A 25,062-nucleotide genomic window follows, 5' to 3' on the forward strand; every position below is an offset into this window, starting at 1 on the left:
CCTCGCCCCTCAAACTGTCGGTCCCCGGGGCCAGGGGCTCCCCGACCGTGAGTGAACCGGCCTGCCTCCACGCCACCCGGGCCGCCTACGACGCCGTCGCCGCCGACTACACCTGGCCGGCGCGCGACGAGTTGGACACCAAGCCGCTGGACCGCGCCGTGCTCGCCGCGTTCGCCGAACGCGCCCGGGCGGCGGACGCCGGGCCGGTCGCCGATCCCGGCTGCGGGCCCGGCCGCGTCCCGGCCCACCCCCGCGACCTCGGGCTGAACTACTCCGGCCGGCCGGGCGGGTGCGCGACGGCAGCCGCGCGCGCCTCCGCCGTGGGGGCGACGTAGTCGCGCGCCAGGGCGCCGTCGTCGCCCCACCGCCGGATCAGCAGGTGCTTGCCGTCGTCGTCGAAGAGAGTCTCCTCGACCAGGTTGCCGTCGCTGTCCCACTGGCACCACCACCCCACGACCACCCCGGCGCGGCAGCTGCCCTGCTCCCGTTTGCGGCCGGTGGGCCACAGTTCGAGACGGACCCCGTCCTCGATCCCCTCCCGGTACGAGGTCGTGCCCAGAAGCCGGCCGTCCCGGTCGCACTCGACGGCGATCCCGGTGAACGGCGCGCCCTCGTAGCCCGCCACGAACCAGTCGTAGGTGCCCAACTCATCGGTCCGGAGGCAGCGTTCCGTCGTCCGCCGTCGCCGTGCCGGATGCGTCTCGGCGGCCTTCCGGGCCTCCGGGCGGGAGGAGACGAAGTCCATCACCAGCTCGCCGTCCGCACTCCAGCGGCGGCGCACCTGGACCTCCTCGGCCAGCAGGGATTCCTCGGCCGGCCAGCCGTCCTCGTACCACTCGCGCCACCAGCCCACGGCGACGCCGTGCCGGCGGACGCCCTCCGCCCGTATGAGCCCGCTGGGCCACCATTCGAGGTCCGGCCCGTCCTGCGCCCCCCACCAGTAGGACGTCTCGTCCAGGAGCCGGCCCTCCTCGGACACCGTGTAGTTGACTCCGGTGAACGCCGCACCATCGTGGTAGAGCATGAGGTCCGTGCACATCTCGGTCTCGTCCTGCGGGAGATGCGGCACGTTCTGTGGCCTGCTCGTCCTCGCCTCCATGGCGGGCAGCCTAAACGAGCGGTGACGCCCCCGGCCCGCCTCCGCGAGGTTGGCCCGGCCCACCGGCCGCCTCGGTGCGCTCCGGACCCCGCACAACGTCCTCAACCGGGCCTGAAGGCCACCCTCCGTCACAGCCAGATCCGACGGGTCACCGATGAATGGAAAAGGCCCCCGGCTCTACGGAGCCGGGGGCCTTTTCGCTGGTGCGGCTACCAGGACTTGAACCTGGGGCCTCTTCCTTATCAGGGAAGCGCTCTAACCGTCTGAGCTATAGCCGCGCGCTGCACGGAAAGATTAGCGCACTTCAAGCCGTGCCCCAAATCGCTTTCCGCCCGGGCCGGCACCGGCCCGGGCACGCGTCAAAGAGCGCCCGGGATGGCGGTCACTCGTCCTCCGCCAGCGTCAGCTCCACACCGCCGACGAAGCCCGCCGACAGGTTGTAGATGAAGGAGGCCAAGGTGGCCAGCGCCGTCGCGAGTACGACGTTGATGACCGCGATCAGGGAGGTGAACAGCAGCACCCGCGGCAGCGAGAGGAACGACTCCAGGTCGAAGCCGCCGCTGCCCTCCGCGCTGGTCGCCTCACTGACCGTGCCGCCGAGGGTGGAGAAGACGCCCATCGCGTTCATCACCATCCACAGCACGGCGACGGCCACCACCGTGCACACGCCCAGTGCCACCGCCAGCAGGAAGCTGACCTTCATCACCGACCACGGATCGGCCTTGGCCACCCGCAGCCGCGCCTTCCGGGTCCGCGGGATCGTACTCGCACCCGTGCGCGGCTTGCGCACCGCGCCTTGCCCGGCATCACCGCCATTCCCGTCACCGCCGGACCCGCCCGACCCCTCGGCTCCGGACCCGCCGGATCCGGATTTACGGGTCCCCGACCGGGCCCCGCTGCCGGATTCCGACGGCGGGGCCGGGTACGCCTGCGGCGGCCGGTGCGGCTGCTGCTCGGGCTGAGGCTGGGATGGTGGGGACGGAGGCTGTGCCTTCGGCTGCGCCTGCGGCTGAGGCTGAGCACCACTCACGCCCTGCTCCTAGTCGTCCTAGTCGTCGTGGTCGGGGGACTGCGGCTCCCCGTCGTCGACGGAGTCCACCGCGGCCTCCACTTCCTCGGCCTCACGACCGGCCTCGGCGTTACGCGCGACACCGACGACCGCATCCTTCTTGCCCAGGTTGATCAGTTGGACGCCCATGGTGTCACGGCCCGTCTCCCTGACCTCGTTGACCCGCGTACGGATCACACCGCCGCCGAGCGTGATGGCCAGAATCTCATCCGTCGCCTCCACCACGAGCGCGCCGACCAGCGATCCCCGGTCCTCCACGATCTTCGCGGCCTTGATGCCCAGTCCGCCGCGGCCCTGGACGCGGTACTCGTCCATGTTCGTCCGCTTCGCGTACCCGCCATCGGTAGCCGTGAACAAGAACGTACCCGCCCGCACGACATTCATCGAGAGCAGTTCGTCCTCAGGACGGAAACTCATGCCCTTCACACCGGAGGTGGCCCGGCCCATCGGCCGCAGCGCGTCGTCGGTGGCGGTGAAGCGGATCGACTGCGCCTTCCTGCTCACCAGCAGCAGATCGTCGTCGCCCGAGACCAGTTCGGCGCCGATCAGCTCGTCGTCACGGCCGTCGTCCATCTCGCGCAGGTTGATCGCGATGACGCCGCCCGAGCGCGGGGAGTCGTAGTCCTTCAGCGGAGTCTTCTTGACCAGGCCCGACTTGGTGGCCAGCACCAGGTAGGGGGCCGCGTCGTAGTCGCGGATCGCCAGGATCTCGGCGATCTCCTCGTCCGGCTGGAAGGCCAGCAGGTTGGCCACGTGCTGGCCGCGCGCGTCACGGCCGGCATCCGGCAACTCGTAGGCCTTGGCCCGGTAGACGCGGCCCTTGTTGGTGAAGAACAGCAGCCAGTGGTGGGTCGTGGAGACGAAGAAGTGGTCGACGATGTCGTCCTCCTTCAGCTTCGTCCCGCGCACGCCCTTCCCGCCGCGCTTCTGGGCGCGGTAGTCATCGGTCTTGGTGCGCTTCACATAGCCGCCACGGGTGATCGTGACGACGATGTCCTCCTCGGCGATCAGGTCCTCCATGGACATGTCGCCCTCGAAGGGGATCAGCTTGGAGCGCCGGTCGTCGCCGAACTTCTCGACGATGTTGCCCAGTTCCTCGCCGATGATCTCCCGCTGCCGCTGCGGCGAGGCCAGGATCGCGTTGTACTCGTTGATCTTCTTCTGGAGTTCGTCGTGCTCGGCGGTGATCTTCTGGTGCTCCAGTGCCGCCAGCCGGCGAAGCTGCATCTCCAAGATCGCGTTCGCCTGGATCTCGTCGATCGTCAGCAGCCCCATCAGGCCCTCGCGGGCCTCCTCGACGGTCTGGCTGCGCCGGATCAGCGCGATGACCTCGTCGATCGCGTTCAGCGCCTTGAGCAGACCGCGCAGGATGTGGGCGCGCTCCTCGGCCTTGCGCAGCCGGTAGCGGGTGCGGCGCACGATGACGTCGACCTGGTGGGCGACCCAGTGCCGGATGAAGGCGTCCAGCGACAGGGTGCGCGGTACGCCCTCGACCAGGGCCAGCATGTTGGCGCCGAAGTTGGTCTGCAAGTCGGTGTGCTTGTAGAGGTTGTTGAGGACGACCTTGGCGACCGCGTCCCGCTTCAGGACGATCACCAGGCGCTGGCCGGTGCGCGAGGAGGTCTCGTCCCGCACGTCCGCGATGCCGCCGACACGGCCGTCCTTGACCAGGTCGGCGATCTTCAGCGCGAGGTTGTCCGGGTTCACCTGGTACGGCAGCTCGGTGATCACCAGGCACTGGCGGCCGTGGATCTCCTCCACCTCGACGACCGCGCGCATCGTGATCGAGCCGCGCCCGGTGCGGTACGCCTCCTCGATGCCCTTACGGCCCACCACCAGCGCGCCGCTGGGGAAGTCGGGGCCCTTGATCCGCTCGATGAGCGCGTCCAGCAGCTCCTCGTTGGAGGCGTCGGGGTGGTCGAGGTACCACTTCGCGCCGGCCGCGACCTCGCGCAGGTTGTGCGGGGGGATGTTGGTCGCCATGCCGACCGCGATGCCCGCCGAGCCGTTGATCAGCAGGTTCGGGAAGCGGGCCGGCAGGACCGTGGGCTCCTGGTTGCGGCCGTCGTAGTTGTCCTGGAAGTCGACGGTGTCCTCGTCGATGTCCCGGAGCATCTCCATCGACAGCGGGTCCATCTTGCACTCGGTGTACCGCATGGCCGCGGCCGGGTCGTTGCCCGGGGAGCCGAAGTTGCCGTTGCTGTCGACCAGCGGCATCCGCATCGACCAGTGCTGGGCGAGCCGGACCAGCGCGTCGTAGATCGAGGAGTCGCCGTGCGGGTGGTACGTGCCCATGACGTCGCCGACGACGCGGGCGCACTTGTAGAAGCCCTTCTCGGGGCGGTAGCCGCCGTCGTACATCGCGTACAGCACCCGGCGGTGCACCGGCTTGAGTCCGTCGCGGATGTCGGGCAGCGCACGGCTCACGATCACGCTCATCGCGTAGTCGAGATAGGAGCGCTGCATCTCCGTCTCAAGGCTCACCGGCTCCACGCGCGCACCGGCTTCGGTGTCCACCAGCGCGCTGTCGGGCGCCGGTGCGTTCTCGGGCGCGGACTCGTCGGGTGTGGGGGGGGTCTCGTCGGCCATGGCTAAAGATCAAGTCCTTCTCTGTGTGCGGCGCTTCTCGGGCGAGGCCGACGACGTCAGATGTCGAGGAAGCGGACGTCCTTGGCGTTCCGCTGGATGAACGAGCGCCGGGCCTCGACGTCCTCGCCCATCAGGATGGAGAACAGGTCGTCGGCTGCCGCCGCGTCGTCCAGCGTCACCTGGCGCAGCACCCGGTGCTCGATGTCCATGGTGGTCACGCGCAGCTCGTCCGCGTTCATCTCACCCAGACCCTTGAAGCGCTGCACCGAGTCGTCCTTGATGCGCTTGCCCTGCTCGCGGCCGAGCTGGATGAGGCTGTCGCGCTCGGGGTCGGAGTAGGCGTACTGGTACTCGTCCCGGCTCCACTTGATCTTGTAGAGCGGAGGCTGCGACAAGAAGACGTGCCCGGCCTCGACCAGCGGACGCATGAAACGGAAGAGCAGGGTGAGCAGCAGGGTGTTGATGTGCTGGCCGTCGACATCGGCGTCCGCCATCAAGATGATCTTGTGGTAGCGGAGCTTCGTGATGTCGAAGTCCTCGTGCACACCCGTGCCGAAGGCCGAGATCAGCGCCTGGACCTCGGCGTTTTGCAGGACCTTGTCGATCCTGGCCTTCTCGACGTTCAGGATCTTGCCGCGGATCGGCAAGATCGCCTGGTACTCGGGGTCACGGCCGGACTTGGCCGAGCCGCCCGCCGAGTCGCCCTCCACGATGAAGATCTCGCACTTGACCGGGTCGTTGGACTGGCAGTCCGAGAGCTTGCCCGGCAGCGACGCCGTCTCCAGCAGCCCCTTGCGCCGGGTCAGGTCCCGCGCCTTGCGCGCCGCGACCCGCGCGGTGGCCGCCTGGATCCCCTTGCGGATGATGTCGGCCGCCTCGTTGGGATTGCGGTCGAGCCAGTCCGTCAGGTGCTCGTGGACGATCTTCTGGACGAAGGTCTTCGCCTCGGTGTTGCCCAGCTTCGTCTTCGTCTGGCCCTCGAACTGCGGCTCGCCCAGCTTGACGGAGATGATCGCGGTCAGACCCTCGCGGATGTCCTCACCCGTGAGGTTGTCGTCCTTCTCGCGCAGCAGCTTCTTGTCGCGCGCGTACCGGTTGATCAGACCCGTCATCGCGGCCCGGAAGCCCTCTTCGTGGGTGCCGCCCTCGTGCGTGTGGATCGTGTTCGCGAAGGAGTAGACACCCTCGCTGTACTGGGTGTTCCACTGCATGGCGATCTCGACCGAGAGCAGCCGGTCGGGGTCCTCGACCTCGAAGTCGATCACCGTGGGGTGAACCAGCTCGCCCTTGCGGGAGTTGAGATACCGGACAAAGTCCGAGATACCACCCTCGTAGTGGTACCGAACCGTGTTCGGCCGCCCCTCCTCGTCGACATGCCCCTCGCGCTCGTCGGTCAGCGCGATGGCCAGGCCCTTGTTGAGGAACGCCATCTCCTGGAAGCGCCGCGCGAGCGTCTCGAAGGAGTAGTCCGTCGTCTCGAAGATGTCGCCGTCGGCCCAGAACGTCACCATCGTGCCGGACTCGTCCGTGGCCTCGTTACGGGCCAGCGGCGCCGTCGGCGCCCCCAGCTTGTAGTCCTGGGTCCAGCGGTAGCCGTCGGTCTTGACCTCGACGGCCACCTTCTGCGACAGCGCGTTGACGACGGAGACGCCCACGCCGTGCAGACCGCCGGAGACCGCGTATCCGCCGCCCCCGAACTTGCCGCCCGCGTGCAGCACCGTCATCACGACCTCGACGGCCGGCTTGTTCTCCGAGGGCACGATGCCCACGGGAATGCCGCGCCCGTTGTCCACCACGCGCACACCGCCGTCGGCCAGCAGCGTCACGTCGATCGTGTCCGCGTGCCCGGCGAGCGCCTCGTCGACGGAGTTGTCGACCACCTCTTGCACAAGGTGATGAAGACCACGTTCACCGGTCGACCCGATGTACATGCCCGGACGCTTGCGAACCGCGTCCAGGCCCTCAAGGACCGTGATCGCGCTCGCGTCGTACGACGGCTCCCCGGGCCCGCCCACCGGAACAACCGCACCGGGGGACTCGGGCACGGCGCCATCGCCGTCTGTTGGGGGTACCGCCTGGCCCATGGCCGGGGAAGGTGTCTTGTCGTTCTCGTTGAGATCGCCGGAATCGGCCACGAAGCGCCCTTTCTGGCACAGCACAGGCCGTCTCCAGGGCAATGCGGAGCGGCTGCGTCGTTCGACATGTCCCGCAACGGTGCGGTAGTCCCCCAGTGTACCGGTGGCAGCGATGTGAATGGGGGTTTGCGGGCGCCTGAGTCCGCATGTGCCGACCTGAACTGGCGTCCACCGACTCCCCATATGCGGACCGGGGGGCCAAGAGGCTCACAGTGGCACTGAGCGCTTCGACCTGTCTCTGGCTGTCCCGGCCCGTCTACACACCGCTACGGCAAGCCCGCGCCCACCCGGCCTCTTCACGGCTTCCCCACGCTGCCCACCTGCGCACACAGGCTCCCGCTCACCCGTAGGTGTCGCCCGGCCCCTTGCTCCCCGGCGCCCGCAACCGCCCGTATCCGGTCCGCGGCGCCTCCGGCCCCCGCACCTTGATCAACTTAACGGTGCCCTGTCCGAGATCCTCATTCAGCCGCGCCACCAGCTTCGGCGCCAGCAACCGCAGCTGCGTCGCCCACGCCGTCGAATCGCACCGCACCACAAGCGTGCGCTCCTCCTCGTCGTAGCGCTGCGGCTCACAGTGCTGTGCCACCTCGGCACCCACCATCTGCGGCCAGCGCCCCATCACCCCGCCGACCGCGGCCGGGGCCTCCCAACCCCGTTCGGCGATCAGCCTGTTGACCGCGGCACCCAGCGGCATCGGGTCCCTGCCGTCCCGCCCGGAGCCCGAGCGCAGCCCGCCTCCGCGCCGCGCCTGCCTGCGCTGCTGCGCCTCCGCACCCCGCGCCTTCGCCTGCTCCTTGGCCGCGCGCAGCGCCACCCGCGCGAGATCCACCCCGCTGTGCTCGGGCACCTTGCCGCCCGCATCGGGCGCGCCGGCGCCCGGACCGGGCGGGTTCACCGAAGGCCCGGAGGCGTTCCGCGACGGTCCACCCGCCGGGGGTACGTCCTCGCTCACAGCCGCTCCACCTCACCCTCCGCCACGGAAAACCGCGCCCCCACCAGCACTTCCGGCACGTCCTCCGGCACCGCCGCGGTCACCAGCACCTGCTCGGCCGGCGCCACCAGCTCCGCCAGGCGCTCCCGGCGCCGGGTATCCAGCTCCGCGAACACGTCATCCAGCACCAGCACCGGCTCGTGCCCCTCGCTCTTGAGCAGCTCATAGGCCGCCAGCCGCAGCGACAGCGCGAACGACCACGACTCCCCGTGGCTCGCGTACCCCTTCGCCGGAAGCTCCCCCAGCCGCAGCAGCACATCGTCACGATGCGGCCCCACGAGCGTCACCCCGCGCTCGATCTCCTGCTTACGCGCCTCACCCAGCGCCGCCAGCAGCTGACCGTACAGCTGCTCCTGGAGGCCCCTCCCGGCCGAAGCCTGGGGGAGCGACGAGCCGTCCACCCCGCCCCGGTACTCGAACGAGACGGGCCCGCCGCCCGGCGCCAGCCGCTCGTACGCCTTGTCCGCCAACGGCCCCAGCACGGCCAGCAGATCCAGCCGCTGCGCCAGCAACTCCGCACCCACCCGCGACAGATGCTGATCCCACACATCCAGCGTCGACAGATCCACGCCCTTGCCGCCGTGTCTTCTGGCCATCGCGGCGGACTTCAGCAGGGTGTTGCGCTGCTTGAGCACCCGCTCGTAGTCCGAGCGCACCCCCGCCATCCGCGGCGCCCGGGCCGTCACCAGCTCGTCCACGAACCGGCGCCGCTCACCGGGATCGCCCTTGACCAGCGCCAGGTCCTCCGGCGCGAACAGCACCGTACGCACGATCCCCAGCACATCGCGGGGCCGCACCTGCGAGGAACGGTTGATCCGTGCCCGGTTGGCCTTGCCCGGATTCAGCTCCAGCTCGACCAGCTGCTCGCGCTCCCCCTGGCGCACCTGCGCCCGCACGATCGCCCGCTGGGCACCCATCCGCACCAGCGGCGCGTCCGAGGACACCCGGTGACTGCCCAGCGTGGCGAGATAGCCGACGGCCTCGACGAGATTCGTCTTGCCCTGGCCGTTCGGCCCGAGGAACGCCGTCACGCCCGGCCCGAGCGGCACCTCGGCCCGGGCGTACGACCGGAAATCGGCCAGCGAGAGATGCGTCACATGCACGGCGTCGCCGGCCTCCCCAGTCCTTCCCGAGGCTGTGCGTCCCCGGTCTCCCTCACACCATCCGGCCCTGCCCAGGCCGCCCGCTTACTTCGAGCCCTGGACCGCGTGCCCGCCGAACTGGTTGCGCAGCGCGGCCACCATCTTCATCTGCGGCGAGTCCTCCTGCTGCGAGGTGAACCGCGCGAACAGCGACGCCGTGATCGCGGGCAGCGGCACACCGTTGTCGATCGCCGCCTCCACCGTCCAGCGGCCCTCGCCCGAGTCCGCGGCGACCCCGCGCAGCTTCTCCAGGTGCTCGTCGTCATCCAGCGCCTTGACCGCCAGGTCCAACAGCCAGGAACGGATGACCGTGCCCTCCTGCCAGGAGCGGAAGATCTCGCGCACGTCGGTGACCGATTCGGCGGCCTCCAGCAGCTCCCAGCCCTCGGCGAAGGCCTGCATCATCGCGTACTCGACACCGTTGTGGACCATCTTCGCGAAGTGCCCGGCGCCCACCTTGCCCGCGTGCACCGAGCCGAACTCGCTCTCCGGCTTCAGCGCGTCGAAGACCGGCTGCACCTTCGCCACGTACTCGACATCACCGCCGTACATCAGCGCGTAGCCGTTCTCCAGGCCCCAGACGCCGCCGGAGACCCCGCAGTCCACAAAGCCGATGCCCTTGGCCGCCAGCTCCTCCGCGTGCTTCTCATCGTCCGACCAGCGGGAGTTGCCGCCGTCCACGACCAGGTCCCCGGGGGAGAGCAGCTCGGCCAGCTCGTCGACCGTGGACTGGGTGGCCGCGCCCGCCGGGACCATCACCCACACCACACGCGGCGCGCTGAGCCGGTCCACCAGCTCCTTCAGGCTGCCCACGTCCGCCACGGCCGGATTCCGGTCATAGCCGATGACCGTGTGGCCACCCCGGCGGATGCGTTCCCGCATGTTCCCGCCCATCTTGCCGAGACCGACCAGACCGAGCTCCATCACTGCCCCTTAGCTGAGTTTCTTGGCGTATTCCGACCGAATACGACCCTACGCCTCCACAATCTGTGGGCAGGCTGCCGCCAGGGAAGGCCGCGCGGGTGCCTCCGGGCCGAAGGCCGGAGAGGGTACGGACCGGCCACGGGCCCTCGGCCGACGGCGGCCCGCCCCCGCCGGCCCGTCGGCCGCACCGGCCGCAGGCGTCAGCCCGACAGGCGGACGGGCATGATCAGGTACTTGTACGCATCGTCCGCCTCGGCATCCTTGGCCGGACGGCCGCTGAGCAGGGCGGGCTTGGTCGAGGTCGTGAACGAGAGCTGCGCCACGGGGGAGTCGATGGCGCTCAGCCCCTCCAGCAGGAAGCCGGGGTTGAAGGCGATCGAGATGTCGTCGCCCTCCAGGTCGGCATCCACCCGCTCCACAGCCTGTGCGTCGTCGCTGGACCCTGCCTCCAGGGTCAGCACGCCCTGCTCGAAGCTGAGCCGTACCGGGGTGTTCCGCTCGGCGACCAGCGCGACGCGCTTGACGGCCTCCACGAACGGCGCCGTCTCGATCACGGCGACGGAGTTGAACTCGGTCGGGAACAGGGTGCGGTACTTGGGCAGATCGCCCTCCAGCAGCCGCGTCGTCGTACGCCGCCCCGCGCCCTCGAAACCGATCAGGCCCTCGCCGGAACCGGAGCCGGACAGCGCCAGCGTCACGTTGTCACCGCCGCTGAGCGACTTGGCGGTGTCCAGCAGCGTCTTGGCGGGCACCAGGGCCACGGCCGAGGCATCCGGCGTCTCCGGCTTCCACAGGAACTCGCGCACCGCGAAGCGGTAGCGGTCGGTGGAGGCCAGCGTGACGGTGTCGCCCTCGATCTCGATACGCACACCCGTGAGCACCGGCAGCGTGTCGTCCCGCCCCGCGGCGATGGCCACCTGCTGGGCGGCGGCGGCGAAGACCTCCCCCGGGACCGTGCCCGTGGCGGTCGGCATCTCGGGCAGCGCCGGATACTCCTCCACAGGCAGTGTGTGCAGCGTGAAGCGCGAGGAGCCGCAGACCACGGTGGCCCGTACACCGTCTGTGGAGATCTCCACCGGACGGTTGGGAAGGGCGCGGCAGATGTCGGCGAGCAGCCGCCCGGACACCAGGACCGTGCCGTCCTCCTCCACCTCGGCCTCGACCGACACCCGGGCCGAGACCTCGTAGTCGAAGCCGGAGAGGCTCAGGGTGCCCTCCTCCGCCTTCAGCAGCAGGCCGGCGAGGACCGGCACCGGCGGACGGGCGGGGAGGCTCTTGGCAGCCCACGCCACCGCCTCCGCCAGGACATCGCGCTCTACCCGGATCTTCACCTTCAGCCGCCTCCTGCTGCTCCTGCTCGCTGTTGCCGGGCACCAGTCTGACGCACGGCACTGACAGGAGGTGCGGCTGCGGGTCAACTCGTCGCGATCCGACCCGAGGCCCGAGGAGCCGAGTTGTGCACAGCCCCCACTTCGAAGCGATTTCCGGGCTCTCTATAGGTAGTCGTAGTAGTAGGGGCTGTGGAAACGGTGGAAAAGCGCGTTTCCCCAGCTCAGACCCGGAATTTTGTCCACCGCGCCTGTGGGCGGACCGGTGGAGGAACGAGGGGTTTCTGTGGACGCAGGAAAGTTCTGCACAGCCCACCCACAGACCGGGGCGGGTTCCCCACAGCGGCGCCCACAGTTTTACCCGCCTTTCCCACAGCCCAATCCTGGCCCTCGGTGTGACCGCTTTCACTCGTACCGGTGAGAGGGCGCGTTGCCTTGCCGAACAGTGGACAGGTCTGTGGAGAAGCTGGGGAAAAGCCGCCTCTGCCTGTGGGCGGGCGGTGGACAAGCTGATGCGCGCCGCCGGGCACGCTTCCCCCTCCACACACTGTGGACGGCGGGCGCCCACAAGTACACAGGCGGATGACCTTGGTAAACCGCCTGCCGGCCGGGCCCGTTGTGGACGCAGTTGGGACAACTGACAAGGTCCCCAGGGTGTGGAAGCGGGAAACCCCATATTTCTGTGGACCGACCCCTCCCCGGCCCCCGTAATCGAACAGCGAAGAGCCCCCGGGGAGTTGCTCCCCGGGGGCCCGGTGGTCGCTGAGGGGTCTCGCGGCAGCTGGTGAGGGGCCGCGAGACAGAGGCTCAGGGACGGTGTGACAGACGCGGAGACGTCGAGTGACAGCGGCCGAGAGGCCGCACGCGGACCGTCTCAGGCGTTCTTGATGCGGTTGGTCAGCTCGGTGACCTGGTTGTAGATGGAGCGCCGCTCGGCCATGAGGGCACGGATCTTGCGGTCGGCGTGCATCACGGTGGTGTGGTCCCTGCCGCCGAACTGGCCGCCGATCTTCGGCAGTGACAGATCCGTCAGCTCGCGGCACAGGTACATCGCGATCTGCCGTGCCGTCACCAGCACCCGGCTGCGCGAGGACCCGCACAGGTCGTCCACCGTCAGCCCGAAGTAGTCCGCCGTCGCCGCCATGATGGCCGGGGCCGTGATCTCCGGAGTGGCGTCCTCGCCGCCGGGGATGAGGTCCTTGAGCACGATCTCCGTCAGCCCGAGGTCGACCGGCTGCCGGTTGAGGCTGGCGAAGGCCGTGACCCGGATCAGCGCGCCCTCCAGCTCCCGGATGTTGCGCGAGATCCGTGAGGCGATGAACTCCAGCACCTCGGGCGGGGCGTTGAGCTGCTCCTGCACCGCCTTCTTCCGGAGGATCGCGATGCGCGTCTCCAGCTCCGGAGGCTGCACATCGGTGATCAGGCCCCACTCGAAGCGGTTGCGCAGCCGGTCCTCCAGCGTCTCCAGCGCCTTGGGCGGCCGGTCGCTGGACAGCACGATCTGCTTGTTGGCGTTGTGCAGGGTGTTGAAGGTGTGGAAGAACTCCTCCTGCGTCGACTCCTTGTCCGCCAGGAACTGGACGTCGTCGACAAGCAGGATGTCCATGTCGCGGTAGCGCTTGCGGAACGCGTCCGCCTTGCCGTCGCGGATGGAGTTGATGAACTCGTTGGTGAACTCCTCCGAGCTGACGTAGCGCACCCGCGTGCCCGGATAGAGGCTGCGCGCGTAGTGGCCGATCGCGTGGAGCAGGTGCGTCTTGCCGAGCCCGGACTCGCCGTAGATGAACAGCGGGTTGTACGCCTTGGCCGGGGCCTCGGCGACGGCGACCGCGGCGGCGTGCGCGAAGCGGTTGGAAGCACCGATCACGAAGGTGTCGAACAGGTACTTCGGATTCAGCCGCGCCGTCGGCTCCCCCGGGCCCGTGGCGGGCGCCGGCTGAGCGGCCAGCGGCCCCGGGGCCCCGCTGGGGGCGGGCAGCTGGGCGGGGCTGTCGTACTGCGCACCTGGCGGCCGGCCCTGCTGGGGCACCTGCGGACGGTGGCGCTGGCGCTGCTGATCGTAGGTCTCGTACGGCTGCTGGTCGTAGCTCTGCTGCTCGTATCCTTGCTGGTCATAGCCCTGCTGGTCGTACGGCTGCTGCTCGTACGGCTGGCGCCGGCGGTCGTAGGGCTGATGGCGCTGGTGCTGCGGGGGATAGGGCTCGTGCGGCTGCGGCCAGGGAGAGGGGCCGGGACCGGGGCCCGGGCCCTGGCGGGGGTTCGGCGGGTAGTCCGGGTACGCGTTGCGGGCGCCGGGCAGGTCGCGGTTCTCGTACTGCTCGCGGCCGTGCTGGCCGGGCTGGCTGTGCTGCCCGGGTTGTCCGGGCTGGTTGTGAGAGGAGTGCTGGCCGCGCTGGTCGTAGCTGTCGTACGACTCATGCGGTTGGTATCCGTCATAGGTGCTGTCGTAGCCGCCCTCACGCTGCGGGGGCTGGTGGGACTGCTGCTGCTCGGGAGGCGCGGCGGGGGCCGGGATCGACGGGCCGCCCGGGGCGGAAGGTGCCGATGGGGCAGGGGAAGCGGGGGCCGGGGAGGCGGCGGGCTCGGGCGCGGGGCCGGTTACCGTGATCGCCAGGCGGATGGGCTGCTGGCACTCACGGCTGAGGGCTTCGCTGATCATCGGCGAGAGGCGGCCTTCCAGGACGCCCTTCGCGTATTCGTTCGGCACGCCGAGCAGCGCGGTGCCGGAGACCAGGACGAGGGGCTGGCAGTCGCGCAGCCAGCGCTGGTCCTTGGCTTCCACTCCCTGTCCCTCGCGCAGGAGCTGCTCCAGCACGCGCGGCCACACTGCGGCAAGATCGGCAGGCAGGTCAGCCACGGGGCACGCTCTCTCACTCGCTGAATGACGGATCGTCGTGATGACGGGTCGTTCCGTGACCGACCAGATCCCACGAATGTGTGGTTCTCGGGACGGTCGGGAAGGAAGGGAAGTTCGGCCACGGTAGTCACGCGGACCTGCCCCGTTCAAGTCGTTGTCCACAGGCTGTGCACGAGTGCAGTAGCGGGGTTGCCCCGCTGACACTGGTTTGACCGGATGGCGTAAGCGCGCGTACCGTGACCAGGTCGAGTTGTCGACGGCTGCTGCCGCCTGCCTCCGATGGGCAAGATCAGCGGGTTTACCCGCTCGGTCAGGAAGCGGTGCACTCGGGCGTTGCGAGCTACTCGTGGGCGCACGGTGACAGCCGGTCGACTCCCTACACCCCGTCCCGCGAAGATCGCGGGGCCGAAGCATTCCTGGAGCCCCCGAGTGAGCAAGCGCACCTTCCAGCCGAACACCCGTCGCCGCGCGAAGACCCACGGCTTCCGGCTGCGCATGCGGACCCGCGCCGGCCGCGCGATCGTCGCGAACCGCCGCAGCAAGGGTCGCACCCGCCTGTCGGCCTGAGCAGCCTGATCACAGGTCCATGACGTGCTGCCTACCGAGAACCGGCTGAGGCGGCGCGAGGACTTCGCGACCGCGGTACGCCGAGGACGCAGGGCGGGTCGCCCGCTCCTCGTCGTCCACCTCCGCAGTCGAACGGACCCGCACGCGCCAGGGGAAGAGGTTCCCCCGGCACGTGCGGGTTTCGTCGTGAGCAAGGCGGTGGGCAACGCGGTGATCCGTAACCGTGTGAAGCGGCGCCTGCGGCATCTGATGCGTGACCACCTCCCGGGTCTGCCCCCGGGTAGCCTGGTTGTCGTACGGGCGCTGCCCGGCGCGGGAGAGGCGGATCACTCCGCTCTGGTCCGTGATCTGGACGCCGCGCTGCGGAGGCTGCCTGGAGGGTCCCCTCGCTGTGAGACCTCGGGGGACGGCCCCCGGACCCCCGGCCGTGAACCGGGAGGGAGTGCTCAGTGAAGTTCCCGCTGCTGTGGCTGATCAAGCTGTACCAGTGGACCATCAGTCCGATGCTCGGGCCGGTGTGCCGTTTCTATCCGTCGTGCTCGCACTACGGATATACGGCCATCCACCGTCACGGTGCCGTGAAGGGCACGGCGCTGACCGCCTGGCGCATTCTGCGCTGCAACCCGTGGTCGCCCGGTGGTGTCGACCATGTCCCCACCCGGAAGCACCCGGTATGGCACCAGCGGATCCGCTCGCGCTGGCAGCAGCACCGGACCCAGTCCAACGCCCAAGGAGCCTGATTCGTGGACACGATCCTGAGTCCTCTCTATACCGCTGTCTCCTGGATCATTGTCCAGTTCCATTCGCTGTTCAGCCTGGTCTTCGACGAGAACAGCGGCTGGGCCTGGGGTCTGTCCATCTTCTGTCTGGTGGTCCTGATCCGGATCTGCCTGATCCCGCTCTTCGTGAAGCAGATCAAGTCGACCCGGAACATGCAGGCGCTCCAGCCGAAGATGAAGGCGATCCAGGAGCGCTACAAGAGCGACAAGCAGCGCCAGAGCGAAGAGATGATGAAGCTCTACAAGGAGACGGGCACCAACCCGCTCTCCAGCTGCCTGCCGATCCTGGCGCAGTCGCCGTTCTTCATCGCGCTCTTCCAGGTGCTCAACCACATCGCGGGCGACCGGGCGGTGGGTGTGCTCACCCAGTCGCAGGTCGACAGCGCCCGTAACGCGAAGATCTTCGGCGCCCCGATCGCCGCGAAGTTCATGGACAGCGCCGGCAAGGCGCAAGAGCTGGCAGCCTCACTGACGGACATCCGCGTGGTCACGGTCATCATGATCGTGCTGATGTCGGCTTCGCAGTTCTACACGCAGCGCCAGCTGATGACCAAGAACGTCGACCTGACGGTGAAGACGCCGTTCATGCAGCAGCAGAAGATGCTGATGTACGTCTTCCCCATCATGTTCGCCGTCTTCGGCATCAACTTCCCCGTCGGTGTCCTCGTCTACTGGCTGACCACCAACGTGTGGACCATGGGCCAGCAGCTCTTCGTCATCAAGCGCAACCCGACGCCCGGCTCGCGGGCCTTCAATGAGCGCCAGGAGAAGCTGCGCGCGGCGGGCAAGCTGAAGGAGGACCCCAAGGAGGTCGAGGCGCGGGAGGCCGTCGAGGCGGCGCGCGCCAGGCGTCAGCAGCCCAAGCGGCAGAGCAAGTCCCGGCGCCAGACCGGTCCGGTGACGGGCGGCACGGCGGGCACGGAGAAGACCGGGGCCACCACTTCGCTGGAGAAGGCCGACGCACCGGGTGTGGAGGACGCCGCGCCGACCGGCCAGAAGAAGGCGGGCGCGGGCCAGAAGCAGGGCCAGAAGACGCCGCAGTCGCAGCAGAAGAGCGGCCAGAAGCCCGGCCAGAAGCAGCAGTCCGGCCAGGCCAAGTCCGGCCAGCAGAAGTCGGGCCAGAAGAAGTCGGGCCAGAAGAAGTCCGGGCAGCAGCGCAAGGGCCCGCAGCGTCCCAAGCACCCGTCCAAGAAGTGAGCACCGAAGGAGTCCCCGCCGTGACGGACACGACTGCCCCAGAGGGCACCGACACCCTGTCCCGCCTGGAACAGGAGGGTGAGATCGCGGCCGACTATCTTGAGGCGCTTCTCGATATCGCCGACCTGGACGGCGACATCGACATGGACGTCGAGGCCGACCGAGCCGCGGTATCGATCATCAGCGAGGGCTCGTCCCGCGACCTTCAGAAGCTGGTCGGCCGGGACGGGGAGGTCCTGGAGGCGATCCAGGAGCTGACGCGTCTCGCGGTGCACCGCGAGACCGGTGACCGCAGCCGGCTGATGCTGGACATCGCCGGGTTCCGCGCGCGCAAGCGTGAGGAGCTGGCGGAGCTGGGCGCGAAGGCCGCGCAGGAGGCACAGAGCAGCGGTGGGCCGGTGAAGCTGCGCCCGATGACGCCCTTCGAGCGCAAGGTTGTGCACGACGCGGTGAAGGCCGCCGGGCTGCGCAGCGAGTCCGAGGGCGAGGAGCCGCAGCGCTGCGTGGTCGTTCTCCCGTGACGGAGCTTTCGGGGGAGCCCCAGGAGCAGGAGCCGAGTCTTCCGCCCGCTCCTGAGACGGCGCGCAAGGTCTTCGGTGACAGCCTGCGGGACGTTGAGCGCTACGCGGAGCTGCTGGCGGATGTCGGGGTACGGCGCGGCCTGATCGGGCCGCGCGAGGTGCCCCGGTTGTGGGAGCGGCACCTGCTGAACTGCGTGGTGCTTTCCGAGGTCGTGCCCGAGGAAGTGACGGTGTGCGACGTGGGCTCGGGTGCCGGGCTGCCGGGCATCCCGCTGGCGCTGGTGCGGCCCGACCTCAAGATCACGCTGCTGGAGCCGCTGCTGCGGCGTACGACCTTTCTGCAGGAGGTCGTCGAGCTGCTGGGCCTGGATCATGTGACGGTGATGCGGGGCCGGGCCGAGGAGATGCTGGGCTCGCTGACGCCGGTGCATGTGGTGACGGCCCGCGCCGTGGCTCCGCTGGAGCGGCTGGCGGGCTGGGGAGTTCCGCTGCTGCGGCCCTACGGCGAGATGGTGGCGATCAAGGGCGACACCGCCGAGGACGAGGTCCGGGCCGCCAGGGACGCGCTGCACAAGCTGGGCGTCGTGGAGACCACGGTCGAGCAGATCGGTGAGGGTGTCGTCGATCCCCTCTCGACGGTGGTGCGGGCCCGGGTGGGGGAGAGCCCCGGAGGGGTGCGGTTCGCGGCCCGGCGGGCCAAGGCGGAGAAGGCCGCCCGCTCGGGTGGCCGGACGGCACGGGGACACCGCCGACGCTGAGGGCGCTACTCCATAAAAGCTCTTAAAACTACACATAGCGGAGTGTCGCGGCGTTCCGTGGACCGAGCCCATGCATCGTGTTTCACGTGAAACGCCGCTCTCTCTTGCACGGAATCATCAACAGAGGCCGCGCTGCCGCCGGTGCGCGCGCCCATACCGCCTATGAGCCCCGTCGGGACGTGGATTCATCCACAACTGAGCGGGGCTCGCTGGTTCACGGGACCGAAAGCATGGGAGGCTCTGCTCATAGCGAGCCTGATGTTGAGGAGAGTGAACCGTTGCGGTCCGACGCCAACATCGCGGGACCGATGGCCGATCCGGTCCCCGGTCCCCGTTCAGAACCAGGGGATACCAGCGCGGGTGGGGTCGCTCCCCGCGGTGACGCGGTACGTGAGACGCCGCCACCGATGGATGACACCCCGATCGGCCGTGCCGCCCAGCAGGCGGTCGAGGCGATGAACCGTGCTGGTGAGGGCCTCCCCCGGCCCGCACAGACGCGCGTGATGGTTGTCGCCAACCAGAAGGGGGGCGTCGGGAAGACCACGACGACGGTGAATCTCGCCGCCTCGCTGGCCCTGCACGGCGCCCGGGTCCTGGTCGTCGACCTCGACCCGCAGGGCAACGCCTCCACGGCGCTGGGGGTCGACCACCACTCCGAGGTGCCGTCGATCTATGACGTCCTGGTGGAGAGCAAACCGCTCTCCGAGGTCGTCCAGCCGGTGCCGGACGTGGAAGGTCTCTTCTGCGCGCCCGCTACCATCGATCTCGCCGGTGCGGAGATCGAGCTGGTGTCGCTGGTCGCGCGGGAGAGCCGTCTTGAGCGGGCCATCGAGGCATACGAGCAGCCGCTGGACTACATCCTCATCGACTGCCCGCCCTCACTCGGCCTGCTGACGGTGAACGCGCTGGTCGCCGGCGCCGAGGTGCTGATCCCGATCCAGTGCGAGTACTACGCGCTGGAGGGCCTCGGCCAGCTCCTGCGCAACGTCGAGCTGGTGCGAGGGCATCTCAATCCGCAGCTGCACGTCTCGACGATCATCCTGACCATGTACGACGGGCGGACGCGGCTGGCTTCGCAGGTGGCGGAGGAGGTGCGCAGTCACTTCGGCAAGGAGGTCCTGCGGACCAACATCCCCCGTTCGGTCAGAATCTCCGAGGCTCCCAGCTACGGGCAGACGGTGCTCACCTACGACCCGGGCTCAAGCGGTTCGCTCTCCTACCTGGAGGCGGCGCGGGAGATCGCCCTGCGCGACCCCCATGTCGAGCAGGCCCAGCAGGAACAACAACAGCTACAGCAGCACGGCACCATGGCGGAGGGGACTCAGTGAGCGAGCGACGTAGGGGTCTCGGGCGAGGGCTCGGTGCGCTGATCCCGGCAGCGCCGAGCGGTACGGACACGGTCGAGGCGTCGGAGGACGAACGCCAGTCGCAGGGATCCACCTCCCCCACCGCCGTCCCCGTCTTCACCCCGGACGCCGGCTCCCGGGGGGTCGCGGCGGCCAAGGTCGCCGGGCTGACCCAGGCGCCGAACGGGGATCGCCGGGCCGTTTCACGTGAAACGGAGCAGGGAGCCGGAGCGAACGGGACCGCCGCCGGGGCGGACACTGCCGGGGAGGACCGTGCGGGTGCGAAGAGCGCCGACGGTGCCGGCCCGGGGCCCGACGCAGCGGGCGACGGGGCAGCTGTCGAGGAGGTGGCCGGGGCGTTCTTCGCGGAGGTGCCGCTGGACGCGGTCACCCCCAACCCACGTCAGCCGCGTGAGGTCTTCGACGAGGACGCGCTTTCCGAGCTGGTCACCTCCATCAAGGAGGTGGGACTGCTCCAGCCGGTCGTCGTACGGCAGATCGGGCCCGACAGCTACGAGCTGATCATGGGCGAGCGCCGCTGGCGGGCCTGCCGGGAGGCCGGCCTGGAGCGGATCCCGGCCATCGTCCGGGCGACCGACGACGAGAAGCTGCTCCTGGACGCGCTGCTGGAGAACCTGCACCGCGCACAGCTCAACCCGCTGGAAGAGGCAGCCGCCTACGACCAGCTGCTCAAGGACTTCAACTGCACCCACGACCAGCTCGCGGACCGTATCGGGCGCTCGCGCCCCCAGGTGTCCAACACCCTGCGGCTGCTGCGGCTCTCCCCCTCCGTCCAGCGGCGGGTGGCGGCGGGGGTGCTCTCCGCCGGGCATGCCAGGGCGCTGCTGTCGGTCGAGGACGGCGAGGAGCAGGACAAGCTCGCCCACCGGATCGTGGCCGAGGGGCTGTCGGTGCGGGCGGTCGAGGAGATCGTCACGCTGATGGGCTCCACGCCCAAGAGCACGCCGAAGTCCAAGGGGCCCCGGGCGGGGGCCCGGGTCTCCCCGGCGCTGAATCATCTGGCGGGTCGGCTCTCGGACCGCTTCGAGACCCGGGTGAAGGTCGACCTGGGTCAGAAGAAGGGAAAGATCGTCGTCGAGTTCGCCTCCATGGATGACCTGGAGCGGATCCTGGGGCAGCTCGCCCCGGGGGAGGGCCGGGTCCTGGAGCAGAAGCTCACGGAGGACGACGCCGACGAGGAGTCGTAACGGGCAGCGCTCACACCACAGAGTGTGCGCCCACAACCCAAAATGGCACCGCCGAGCTGTCGCCCCATGGATACGATGGATCCATGGGGCGACAGCTCGTTCCGCTCACGCTGGACAATCTTTCCGATCTGCCCAAGCGCTGTCGCGGCTGTGTGTTCTGGGAGCTGGATCCGGTCAGCGGTGAGGCCGCGGCGACGGCCGGGCGGTCGGACCTGGAGAAGGAGGCGTGGATCTCGGCCGTGCTCCTGGAGTGGGGCTCCTGCGGGCGGGTCGTCTATGTGGACGAGGCAGCGGTGGGCTTTGTGCTGTACGCGCCGCCGGCTTATGTGCCGAGATCCTTCGCCTTTCCCACCAGCCCTGTCTCCCCCGACGCTGTGCAGCTGATGACCGCGTTCCTCCTGCCGGAGTTCCGGGGGCAGGGGCTGGGGCGGGTGATCGTGCAGACCGTCGCCAAGGATCTGCTCCGGCGGGGCTTCAAGGCGATGGAGGCGTTCGGGGACGCCCGGTGGAGGGAGCCGGCCTGTCTGCTGCCGGCCGACCATCTGCTGGCCGTCGGCTTCAAGACCGTGCGGCCCCACCCCCGCCATCCCCGCATGCGACTGGAGCTCCGCTCGACGGTCTCCTGGCGGGAGGACATGGAACGAGCGCTGGACCAACTGCTGGGCGCCGTCCACGGTAAGGAGCCGGCGCTGAGGCCGCTCTAGTGCCCCTCCCGGCAAGCTTTGCCCTGTCGCGTCGTCCGGCACGCACTCCCCCGAGCTCTCCGAGCAGGGGGTGCCCCCAGCGGTGTTGGCGAAAAGCCCTGGTAGCTCCTTCCCCAAGCTCTCAGCTTCTCCCCCGGCCTTCGGCCGGGAGGTGCCCCCAGAGCAGGGGAGGCCCCGATCAAGGGCTTCCGGCCGCCTTGCGATCGCACGCTCCCCCACGCTCGGCTCCGCTCGCGCGGGCGGTGCCCCCACGACGACGCTCCTTCCGGGCAAACATTGCCGGTCACGGCACTAGTTCTCGCGCTTGCCGCTGGGCTGCGATTGGCCTGCGACAGGCTGCGGCTGGGGAGGCTCCGCATACGACTGGGGGCGCGGTTTCACGTGAAACCGCGCCCCCAGCGCCGTGCCGATGGAGTGGCTCTTCAGCCGATGAACTCGGCGAGGTCCTTCTCGATGGCGGCCTTCGGCTTGGCGCCGACGATGGTCTTGACGACCTCGCCGCCCTTGTAGACGTTCATGGTCGGGATCGACATGATGCCGTACTTCGCCGCCACGGCCGGGTTCTCGTCGATGTTGAGCTTGACGACCGTCAGCTTCTCGGTGTTCTCGGAGGCGATGGCCTCCAGGGACGGGGCGATCTGACGGCAGGGGCCGCACCAGGCCGCCCAGAAGTCGACCAGTACGGGCTTGTCGCTGTTGAGGACGACGTCCTCGAAGTCTGCGTCGGTCGCGGTAACGGTGGCACCGGCCATGGTGCTTCTCCTCATTCGTGGGTTGGTGCTGCTGGGGAGTGGGTCGTACGGGGAGAGGATCGGACGCCCGGGTGTGCGTCCCGTCAGACGGCGGCTGCGGTCTTCTCCGGTTCGGGGGTCTCTTCGGCGTCGGCGTCGGTGAGGGCGGCGAGGAAGCGCTCGGCGTCCAGGGCCGCGGAGCAGCCGGTGCCGGCGGCGGTGATCGCCTGGCGGTAGGTGTGGTCGACCACATCACCCGCGGCGAAGACGCCGGGGACGTTGGTGCGGGTGGAGGGTGCGTCGACCTTGAGGTAGCCCTCGTCGTCCATGGCCAGGACGCCCTTGAACAGCTCGACGCGGGGGTCGTGGCCGATGGCGACGAACAGGCCCGTGACGTCCAGCTCGCGGGTCTCGCCGTTCTCGGTGTCGCGCAGCGTCAGGGAGGAGAGCTTGCTCTCCTTGCTGTGGATCTCGGCGACCTCGCTGTTCCAGGCGAAGGAGATCTTCGGGTCGGCGAAGGCCCGCTCCTGCATCGCCTTGGAGGCGCGCAGGGTGTCGCGGCGGTGGACGATGGTGACCGAGTCGGCGAAGCGGGAGAGGAAGGTCGCCTCTTCCATCGCGGTGTCGCCGCCGCCGATGACGGCGATGTTCTGGCCCTTGAAGAAGAAGCCGTCACACGTGGCGCAGTACGACACACCGCGGCCGGAGAGCTCGTCCTCCATGGGCAGACCCAGCTTGCGGTGCTGGGAGCCGGTGGAGACGATCACGGTCTTGGCGCGGTGGACCGTGCCGGCGGAGTCTGTGACGGTCTTGACCGGGCCCGACAGGTCGATGGCGGTGACGTCGTCGGGGATCAGCTCGGCACCGAAGCGCTCGGCCTGGGCGCGCATGCTGTCCATCAGCTCGGGGCCCAGGATGCCTTCCTGGAACCCGGGGAAGTTCTCGACCTCCGTCGTGTTCATCAGTGCGCCACCCGCCGTGACGGAACCCTCGAACACCAGCGGCTTCAGCGACGCTCGGGCGGTATACAGCGCAGCCGTATATCCGGCCGGGCCCGAACCGATGATGATGACGTTGCGGACGTCGCTCACGGGAGTCTTCCTTGTCTGCCGACTGCTTACCGGGATCTTCTGCCGAGGCTTTGCACCCCGTCCAACGGATCCTACGGGGCAGACATTCCCGTGCCGCCAGGGCGTGTCACCCGCGCGGGTACGTCCGCTTGATGAGTACTTTCCCGGGACCCGAACGCTCGGCGCTCACACAGGAGGGGTCGACCACATAGGCGTCCACACGCCGTGGATCACCGCCCTTGTGCGGGAGGACGACCAGATAGCCCGTGTGGCCCTCGAAGGTGGCGTCGGGGTCGAAGGCGAGCGGGACCTCCGTACGGTGGATGCCGTCACGCACACAGGAGGGGACGACCGCCGCGTCTCCGGCCCGGTCGTCGCGGAGGGTGTTGTTCTCGCCGCCGGGGCTCTGCTTGGTGTCCAGGGTCGGAGTGCCGGTCGGGCGGACGGTCCCCTCGCCGCTCTCGGTGGGCGTCGTCGTCTTCTGGCCGGAGAGCAGGTGCTGTACGCGCCGGCGCAGCTTCTGGTCGTCGCTGCTGCCGCCCGTGTCGGGGGAACCGGTGGTGTCTGGTGCGGTGTTGGGGGCCTGGCGTCGCGCGTCGTCGGCGGCGCCCGAGCTGACCTCCACGGACCGTTGATCGGTGAAGCTCTGGAGTGCGATGCCACCGAGGCCGAGCGCTACGACGGAGGCCGCTGCCGCGAGGGTGACGGTACGCCAGCGCCGGCGCCGTCCGCCGGGACGGCCCCGTCCTGGGCCGGTGGAGCCTGGGCCGGTGGAGGCCGGGGCGTGTCCGGCGGGGCGGTCCTTGGGGGTCGGCCTTGTACTGGCCGGCCTTGTTTCACGTGAAACGGCGTTCTCGGAGATGGCTGTTTCACGTGAAACAGCGGCACCCTCGCCGTCCGGCGTCGTGGCATCCAGCAGCACCTCCGCCGCGAGGGCGGCGTCGATGCGGCTGGCCACCTCCTCCGGCATACGTGCCGGGCCCGGAAGAGTGCCGAGCAGCTCGCGGATGTCTGCCAGCGAGGCGTGGACGTCGGCGCACAGCTCGCACTCGGACAGGTGGGCGCGCAGCTCTGTCTGGCGTTCGACGGGGAGGATCCCCTCGCTCAGCGCGGAGAGCTCTTCGACCTCGGGGTGCGCCTCGAGCGCCTCGGGGTGTGCCTCGTGCTCGTGCGGTCCGGAGTTGCCGTCCCGCCCCGAGGTCCCGCCGGGGAAAGGAGTGGATGTCATGCCTGCCCCCCTCCCTTCACGGCGCCGGGTCCTGTGGTGTCCTGCCTCGCGTCCCGCGGAACGTCTCTCGCAGCTGGGACGGATGTCCCCTGAGTCCGGTTCCTTCCCCCACCGCCCTCGCCCTCGTCCTTGTCGTCGGCGCTTCCGCCGGTCCGGTGCCACAAGTGCGCGACGAGAGGGAGAAGGCGGGCGCGGCCCCGCGCGCAGCGGCTCTTGACCGTGCCGACGGCCACATCGAGCACCTCGGCCGCCTCGGCGACGGGGTAGCCCTGCATGTCGACGAGGACGAGTGCCGCGCGCTGTTCCACGGGAAGCTCGGAGAGTGCCCCGATCACCTGCCGGTGCAGATCCTCGCGCTCGGCCGGGACGGCGGCGGACTCGTGCGGCTCCAGGAGCTGTTCCAGCCGCTCCGTGTCGTCGGTGAGCGTGGCACGGCGGGAGGCGGCCTTGCGGGTGCGGTCCAGGCAGGCGTTGACGGTTATGCGGTGCAGCCAGGTGGTGACGGCGGACTGGCCCCGGAAGGTGTGGGCCGCGCGGTAGGCGGAGATGAGGGCGTCCTGCACGGCGTCGGCTGCCTCCTCGCGGTCGCCGAGGGTGCGCAGCGCGACGGCCCACAGCCGGTCGCGGTGGCGGCGGACGATCTCCCCGAACGCGTCGGGGTGGCCGGCGACATGACGGGCGAGCAGCTCGCGGTCGTCGGAGCGGTGGTGCTCGGGGTCGTCGGACCGGTGGTGGGGGTCTTCGCCCGGGAGGGTGCCGTCGTCGGCGGCGCCCTCCGCGCGCGGTGGACGGCGCGTCGCGTCGTCGCTCGCCATCAGC

The 25,062-nt window shown here is 69.5% G+C and carries 22 protein-coding genes, 1 tRNA gene and 1 pseudogene; 10 read left to right on the forward strand and 14 right to left on the reverse strand.

Annotation, left to right across the window (positions count from 1 at the left end; all coding sequences use genetic code 11):
* The first annotated feature begins 47 nt into the window (after positions 1-47).
* Positions 48-335: a hypothetical protein gene (locus OHB04_RS20895; RefSeq protein WP_442814897.1), complete on the forward strand. Its 288-nt coding sequence runs from the start codon at positions 48-50 to the stop codon at positions 333-335.
* Here OHB04_RS20895 and OHB04_RS20900 read toward each other — a convergent pair.
* The 10 genes from OHB04_RS20900 to dnaA form a co-directional block, all read right to left on the reverse strand.
* Entirely contained in the window at positions 269-1,099 is an 831-nt protein-coding gene (locus OHB04_RS20900; RefSeq protein WP_326808017.1) for a toxin-antitoxin system YwqK family antitoxin, read from the reverse strand. The genes OHB04_RS20895 and OHB04_RS20900 overlap by 67 nt on opposite strands.
* A 201-nt stretch (positions 1,100-1,300) precedes the next feature.
* A tRNA-Ile gene (locus OHB04_RS20905) sits at positions 1,301-1,377 on the reverse strand.
* 104 nt (positions 1,378-1,481) lie between these two features.
* On the reverse strand, positions 1,482-2,129 hold the full coding sequence (locus OHB04_RS20910; protein ID WP_326689231.1) for a DUF3566 domain-containing protein: 648 nt from the start codon (positions 2,127-2,129) through the stop codon (positions 1,482-1,484).
* A gap of 18 nt (positions 2,130-2,147) precedes the next feature.
* Positions 2,148-4,757 carry a DNA gyrase subunit A gene (gyrA, locus tag OHB04_RS20915; RefSeq protein WP_326689232.1) on the reverse strand — a complete coding sequence of 870 codons (2,610 nt, stop codon included), beginning with the start codon at positions 4,755-4,757 and terminating at the stop codon, positions 2,148-2,150.
* 56 nt (positions 4,758-4,813) lie between these two features.
* Entirely contained in the window at positions 4,814-6,916 is a 2,103-nt protein-coding gene (gyrB, locus tag OHB04_RS20920; RefSeq protein ID WP_326689233.1) for a DNA topoisomerase (ATP-hydrolyzing) subunit B, read from the reverse strand.
* 316 nt (positions 6,917-7,232) lie between these two features.
* The gene (locus OHB04_RS20925) at positions 7,233-7,787 is read right to left on the reverse strand and encodes a DUF721 domain-containing protein (RefSeq protein WP_326809482.1); all 555 of its coding nucleotides are present in this window, start codon (positions 7,785-7,787) and stop codon (positions 7,233-7,235) included.
* A gap of 53 nt (positions 7,788-7,840) precedes the next feature.
* Positions 7,841-8,986, reverse strand: coding sequence for a DNA replication/repair protein RecF (gene recF / locus OHB04_RS20930; RefSeq protein ID WP_326689234.1), 1,146 nt, complete (start codon positions 8,984-8,986; stop codon positions 7,841-7,843).
* An 84-nt stretch (positions 8,987-9,070) separates the two neighbouring features.
* The gene (gnd, locus tag OHB04_RS20935; protein ID WP_326689235.1) at positions 9,071-9,949 is read right to left on the reverse strand and encodes a phosphogluconate dehydrogenase (NAD(+)-dependent, decarboxylating); all 879 of its coding nucleotides are present in this window, start codon (positions 9,947-9,949) and stop codon (positions 9,071-9,073) included.
* A gap of 200 nt (positions 9,950-10,149) precedes the next feature.
* The gene (dnaN, locus tag OHB04_RS20940; RefSeq protein WP_326808018.1) at positions 10,150-11,280 is read right to left on the reverse strand and encodes a DNA polymerase III subunit beta; all 1,131 of its coding nucleotides are present in this window, start codon (positions 11,278-11,280) and stop codon (positions 10,150-10,152) included.
* A gap of 871 nt (positions 11,281-12,151) precedes the next feature.
* The gene (dnaA, locus tag OHB04_RS20945) at positions 12,152-14,134 is read right to left on the reverse strand and encodes a chromosomal replication initiator protein DnaA (RefSeq protein ID WP_326808019.1); all 1,983 of its coding nucleotides are present in this window, start codon (positions 14,132-14,134) and stop codon (positions 12,152-12,154) included.
* Positions 14,135-14,563: 429 nt separating this feature from the next.
* On the opposite strand from dnaA, the gene rpmH reads away from it, so the two are divergent.
* The 9 genes and pseudogenes from rpmH to OHB04_RS20990 all read left to right on the forward strand — a co-directional run bounded on the left by rpmH (position 14,564) and on the right by OHB04_RS20990 (position 21,214).
* Positions 14,564-14,701: a 50S ribosomal protein L34 gene (rpmH, locus tag OHB04_RS20950; protein ID WP_326689238.1), complete on the forward strand. Its 138-nt coding sequence runs from the start codon at positions 14,564-14,566 to the stop codon at positions 14,699-14,701.
* A gap of 24 nt (positions 14,702-14,725) precedes the next feature.
* A pseudogene (rnpA, locus tag OHB04_RS20955) lies at positions 14,726-15,091 on the forward strand (ribonuclease P protein component); the annotation flags it as partial.
* Between the two features lie 59 nt (positions 15,092-15,150).
* Positions 15,151-15,441, forward strand: a complete 291-nt coding sequence (yidD, locus tag OHB04_RS20960) for a membrane protein insertion efficiency factor YidD (protein WP_326689239.1) — start codon at positions 15,151-15,153, stop codon at positions 15,439-15,441.
* A gap of 3 nt (positions 15,442-15,444) precedes the next feature.
* On the forward strand, positions 15,445-16,677 hold the full coding sequence (gene yidC, locus OHB04_RS20965) for a membrane protein insertase YidC (RefSeq protein WP_326808020.1): 1,233 nt from the start codon (positions 15,445-15,447) through the stop codon (positions 16,675-16,677).
* A 20-nt stretch (positions 16,678-16,697) separates the two neighbouring features.
* Positions 16,698-17,198, forward strand: coding sequence for a Jag family protein (locus OHB04_RS20970; protein ID WP_326689241.1), 501 nt, complete (start codon positions 16,698-16,700; stop codon positions 17,196-17,198).
* Positions 17,195-17,956: a 16S rRNA (guanine(527)-N(7))-methyltransferase RsmG gene (rsmG, locus tag OHB04_RS20975; RefSeq protein WP_326689242.1), complete on the forward strand. Its 762-nt coding sequence runs from the start codon at positions 17,195-17,197 to the stop codon at positions 17,954-17,956. Before OHB04_RS20970 ends, rsmG begins: the two co-directional genes overlap by 4 nt.
* A gap of 230 nt (positions 17,957-18,186) precedes the next feature.
* Complete coding sequence (locus tag OHB04_RS20980; protein ID WP_326689243.1) at positions 18,187-19,284, forward strand: ParA family protein; 1,098 nt, start codon at positions 18,187-18,189, stop codon at positions 19,282-19,284.
* Complete coding sequence (locus tag OHB04_RS20985; protein ID WP_326689244.1) at positions 19,281-20,510, forward strand: ParB/RepB/Spo0J family partition protein; 1,230 nt, start codon at positions 19,281-19,283, stop codon at positions 20,508-20,510. The genes OHB04_RS20980 and OHB04_RS20985 overlap by 4 nt, the downstream gene beginning before the upstream one ends.
* Before the next feature lie 83 nt (positions 20,511-20,593).
* A complete protein-coding gene (locus OHB04_RS20990) occupies positions 20,594-21,214 on the forward strand; it encodes a GNAT family N-acetyltransferase (protein WP_326689245.1) in 621 nt (206 codons plus the stop codon).
* A 422-nt stretch (positions 21,215-21,636) separates the two neighbouring features.
* Here OHB04_RS20990 and trxA read toward each other — a convergent pair whose 3' ends face one another.
* From trxA to sigM, 4 genes are all read right to left on the reverse strand, one after another.
* Positions 21,637-21,966 (reverse strand): thioredoxin, encoded by a 330-nt coding sequence (trxA, locus tag OHB04_RS20995; RefSeq protein WP_326689246.1) that lies wholly within the window; start codon positions 21,964-21,966, stop codon positions 21,637-21,639.
* 83 nt (positions 21,967-22,049) lie between these two features.
* Positions 22,050-23,036, reverse strand: coding sequence for a thioredoxin-disulfide reductase (trxB, locus tag OHB04_RS21000; protein ID WP_326689247.1), 987 nt, complete (start codon positions 23,034-23,036; stop codon positions 22,050-22,052).
* 106 nt (positions 23,037-23,142) lie between these two features.
* The gene (locus OHB04_RS21005) at positions 23,143-24,243 is read right to left on the reverse strand and encodes an anti-sigma factor family protein (RefSeq protein ID WP_326808021.1); all 1,101 of its coding nucleotides are present in this window, start codon (positions 24,241-24,243) and stop codon (positions 23,143-23,145) included.
* Complete coding sequence (sigM, locus tag OHB04_RS21010) at positions 24,240-25,058, reverse strand: RNA polymerase sigma factor SigM (protein ID WP_326689249.1); 819 nt, start codon at positions 25,056-25,058, stop codon at positions 24,240-24,242. The genes OHB04_RS21005 and sigM overlap by 4 nt, the downstream gene beginning before the upstream one ends.
* Positions 25,059-25,062: the final 4 nt, after the last annotated feature.

The sequence above is a fragment of the Streptomyces sp. NBC_01775 genome, from assembly GCF_035917675.1.
Classification (GTDB): domain Bacteria; phylum Actinomycetota; class Actinomycetes; order Streptomycetales; family Streptomycetaceae; genus Streptomyces.